Here is a 3,000-nt window from a genome sequence, read left to right as displayed (position 1 = left end):
GAAAATTATGATTGTAAAGCATGTGATTTTACCGAGCCGGTTGCGCAAAGTCCCTAAGAGCTTCAGCTGGATTGACCACAGATTGATCAGCGATAGACATATTGAGCGGCTCTGTCATGGTTCGGCAGCCTTGTATTTATTTTTGTTATGCGCAAGCGATGAAAATGGATTGAGTTACTATGGTGACAAATCCATTATTGAAAAGCTTTCTATGGATGGCCGGACTATAGAGCAAGCCAGATCGGAACTTATCAGGACAGGACTTGTCGCATGGCAAAAACCTTTTTATCAGGTACTTTGCCTTGAACCTATCGGTAAAGACCGGGCAAGCGGATCGCCCATAGGTTGGAGATATTTTAAAAAAGGTCATGGAGGTGCGCCATGATTGATTACGAGACCTATGTAAGGAAAAGTCCGTTACCATCATAAAGTTTGTAAGCTTTCTCCATTGATTTAGCGCCGCTGATTTTATTTTCTGATAGCGGTGCAATTTTTTTAGGCATGAATTTTTGTTCCCTTTGTGGGTAACTGCTTTTTATGGTGTGGGTAACAATGGAAAACTTACCCCAAATATTACTGGATTTTGATAAACTTTATAGCACGTCTTTAGACAAGTGGCAACAAAAAAACCCGTTATTTCTAGCGGGTTTTGCACTTATTTGGATTGTATTGGATTAGGTCGGCGGCGTCTATCAAATAGCATCTATATCATATTGATTTATTTATACTATACAATAACATAATTTACTATATACCCCCAAATATACCCCCATATTTTGAATACCACCTGCCTTTTTGTCATATTTTGACTTAATATACTTTGAAAAATACATAGCATTCATCATGTGCGCAATAAATGTAAACTATAAGGTTTTTTATTCATCTGAATCATAATGTCTGGTTTATAGTTTGAATGCCGTGTAACATTTTTCTATAACCCATCATCGAAAAAAAGAATTCTTTCCCAGACCGCCCCGGTATGACCCGGAAACGAAACAGGCCGGGGTATAGATACTATAAGTAGGGTGTCATATGTGCATTACACGTCTGGATAAAAAAGCATGCTCCTTGTAAACTCTACTATATGTTTAGAAACTTCTTATGAATATAGCCTTATCATCTCTCAAGGCTCAAGTATGATTATTTTTATTCTGATAGAATGATATAGAAAGGGCTATTCTAATATGATCTTGGCAATTTCAGTTATTTTCTTAATCTGCTTAGGCCGTTTACCTTTCAGCAGTTTCCACAATTCCAATGACTCAAAAGGGCTTTCTGTTAATACTGTAATTTCTTCCCCGTCAAAATTAAGCAATTCTGACGATTTTATTTTTAAAGCGTTCGATAGCTTTTCAATAGTTTCTAAGGAGGGTGCGCGTTCACCTCTTTCTATTCGGCTTATCAGGTCAACACTAAGATTTGTTTTTTCTGCCAGTTTTGCCTGTGTCATTCCTGCCTTATTGCGTAATTGAGAGAGATGTACACCAAATTTTTTCTTGATAGTTGTCATAGTATTACCCTTTTAAGGTAAGAATATACGAAGAAATATCGCCTTGGAAGTGACTATGAGTCATGGCTAAGTGATTAATAATGATTGACTATTAGTCTTAGTGATGCTAACTCTTTACAAATAAAGGGATATCCCATATAAATTATTATTCAGCCTAAAAAAGCACAAAACCTTGCAGGATATTTTCAGAAACAGGTAGTTACGTTATACGAACTATTTTCACCGTCAGAACTTAAATGTTCAAAAAGGGGGAAGATATGAAGATAAAGATATTCATCGTAAGAGTTTTAATAATTTTATTTTGGTTCATAATAGCCGGTACAGGGTCAGCATTTGCAGATTTCATTTCTATTAATAATTCATCTTTTGAAATCCATGATCCTTACACTAAAGCAATATCAATAGATAATCTAAACCAAAATATATATACTGAAGTTTACGCCCCTTATTTTGTACCACCGGGAAGCAGAGAGTGGATTGATTCTATAGTTGGCTGGGATTTCACTGGGAACGCTGGAACAGCAAAATTTGAAGACTCATATTACCCTTCAGGGATTCCCGATGGAATGAATGTAGCCTTTAGTAACGGAGGAACAATATTTCAGACTTTAACAGCGACACTATCTCCAAATACTACCTATGAATTAACGGCATACGTTGGGTATAGTTCTAACCCTAATGCATGTCCCGGTTATAGCATTGAGTTACTCGCTGGGGGAAATGTTATCGCAAGTGATAATAACTCATTGTATCCGGCTGGCCTCTTCATGCCGTCATCAATAACATACACTGCCTCTTTAACCGACCCAAACTTAGGCAAATCTCTGCAAATAATGCTGATAAGTAATGGTGTACAAACCAATTTTGATAATGTAAGCCTCAAGGCTACTCCCGTTCCCGAACCTGCCACGCTGTTCCTTTTTGGCACCGGACTTACTGGACTTTTTTGTTATAGGAAGAAATTAAAAAATTAATACAGTCTTTATACATAGGTCCAAGAAAATAGATTATGACACCAATTCCACCGAATCCACCGGCTGTTGAACAGTTTGGTTTAACGCTGGAGCGCATGAATTACTTTGATAAAGTAAACCAGGGGAAAAACGGGTCAATCATCTTATTGTCAATAATTGCAAACATTATAATTTCCCTTTTTCTATTTCTGAATACAGGTATCCCTTTTTTGCTCGGCATATTTTTGGCTATATGCCCAGGGTATGTAATAGGGGGAAAAATTGAGGACAAAATTGTAACCCGTAGAATGGCAAAGGCAAAAAGACTCGCTGATTACGCAAACTATTTAAATTTTAAAAAGGCATTAACCGATTATAAAGAATCATTAAAAGCTTATAAGGAGCTCGTAGATTGCTTCGCAAATTAACCAAAGGGATAAACTGAAGCGTGGAAGGGAGAGATATGATACACCAAGAGAAAGCGATGTGTTCTGAAAAGAAGACCGGTTTTCCATTGGTGTTTAATACCCGCAAAGG

General features: G+C 37.1%; 4 protein-coding genes. 3 read left to right on the top strand and 1 reads right to left on the bottom strand.

Annotated features, from left to right (window positions below; genetic code table 11):
* Positions 1-385 (top strand): hypothetical protein (locus KKC46_12275; GenBank protein ID MBU1054581.1); only part of this gene is annotated, 385 nt, incomplete at its 5' end.
* 789 nt (positions 386-1,174) lie between these two features.
* On the opposite strand, the gene KKC46_12270 is transcribed toward KKC46_12275, so the two are convergent.
* Complete coding sequence (locus KKC46_12270; GenBank protein MBU1054580.1) at positions 1,175-1,510, bottom strand: helix-turn-helix transcriptional regulator; 336 nt, start codon at positions 1,508-1,510, stop codon at positions 1,175-1,177.
* Positions 1,511-1,767: 257 nt separating this feature from the next.
* Here KKC46_12270 and KKC46_12265 point away from each other — a divergent pair, with 257 nt between their 5' ends.
* Together KKC46_12265 and KKC46_12260 are read left to right on the top strand one after the other, a co-directional pair.
* The gene (locus KKC46_12265; protein MBU1054579.1) at positions 1,768-2,484 is read left to right on the top strand and encodes a PEP-CTERM sorting domain-containing protein; all 717 of its coding nucleotides are present in this window, start codon (positions 1,768-1,770) and stop codon (positions 2,482-2,484) included.
* Positions 2,485-2,519: 35 nt separating this feature from the next.
* Positions 2,520-2,891, top strand: a complete 372-nt coding sequence (locus KKC46_12260) for a hypothetical protein (GenBank protein MBU1054578.1) — start codon at positions 2,520-2,522, stop codon at positions 2,889-2,891.
* Positions 2,892-3,000: the final 109 nt, after the last annotated feature.

The organism is Pseudomonadota bacterium (assembly GCA_018817425.1).
Classification (GTDB): domain Bacteria; phylum Desulfobacterota; class Desulfobacteria; order Desulfobacterales; family RPRI01; genus RPRI01.
The sequence above is the reverse complement of the archived record's forward strand: the minus strand, read 5'-3'. Positions and strand labels throughout refer to the sequence as shown.

Coding starts and splice junctions, on each gene's coding strand:
- KKC46_12270 (MBU1054580.1), bottom strand. CDS start 1,510: ATGACAACTATCAAGAAAAAATTTGGTGTACATCTCTCTCAATTACGC.
- KKC46_12265 (MBU1054579.1), top strand. CDS start 1,768: ATGAAGATAAAGATATTCATCGTAAGAGTTTTAATAATTTTATTTTGG.
- KKC46_12260 (MBU1054578.1), top strand. CDS start 2,520: ATGACACCAATTCCACCGAATCCACCGGCTGTTGAACAGTTTGGTTTA.